The sequence below is a fragment of the Hyphobacterium lacteum genome (assembly GCF_036330345.1).
GTDB lineage: Bacteria > Pseudomonadota > Alphaproteobacteria > Caulobacterales > Maricaulaceae > Hyphobacterium > Hyphobacterium lacteum.
The window spans coordinates 1-800 of the sequence record NZ_JAZDRP010000020.1; the positions used below are offsets into that span (position 1 = coordinate 1).

The window sequence follows — 800 nt, forward strand, 5'->3', positions numbered from 1 at the left end:
ACGAACTGAGCGTTCGTGTTGAAGATGTCGAAGGTCGGACCCGAGTAATCGATCGAGAAATCGACACCCGACGTCTCATAGGTCGACAGGTTCGCGTTGGTCAGCAGCACACCGGCCACAACACCGACAGCCGAACGGCGAGCACCACCCGGTCCCGGATACGGAGCCGCCAGCGCAGAGCCGGTCACACCCGTATAGCCCGGACCTGCGATGAGGGCGCAGAGCGGATCGGAGAAGTTCGGAGAACCGTAGCACTGTGACACGATCGTGTTCACGTCGGCCGAGCCCACGGCACCGGTCACTTCAAACGAGAAGTAGTCGGCGCTGAAGGTGAAGTCCTCGAGGATCGGGGTACCCGACGGCGTGAACACCACACCGACCGTGAAACCTTCCGATTCTTCCGGCTGCAGGTTCGGGTTACCACCCACAACACCCGACGCCTGGGTCGAGGTCAGGGTGAAGGTCGGCGGCAGGCCGTCAGCCTGACAGTTGGCGACGACCGTCGCCGAAGCACCCGACGTACCGTAGTTCACACACGGATCGGTGTACTGAACAGCCGTCTGGGCCTGCGGAGCGAACAGCTCGCCGATCGACGGAGCCCGGAAGCCCGTCGAGAACGAGGCACGGACACGAACCTGATCGTTCGGAGCCCACTCACCCTTGATGGCATAGGTATTGGCATCGAAGGACGATTGAACACCGGTGCCCGTCACGTCATAGGACGAGGAACGAGCCGAGAGTTCGAAGGCCAGCAGCTCGGCAAATTCCGAACCGGACAGGACCGGCAGACGGACCTCACC

At 62.2% G+C, this 800-nt stretch carries 1 protein-coding gene; it reads right to left on the minus strand.

Annotation, left to right across the window (positions count from 1 at the left end):
* Positions 1–800 (minus strand): TonB-dependent receptor domain-containing protein (locus tag V0U79_RS13605; protein ID WP_330200056.1); only part of this gene is annotated, 800 nt, incomplete at both ends.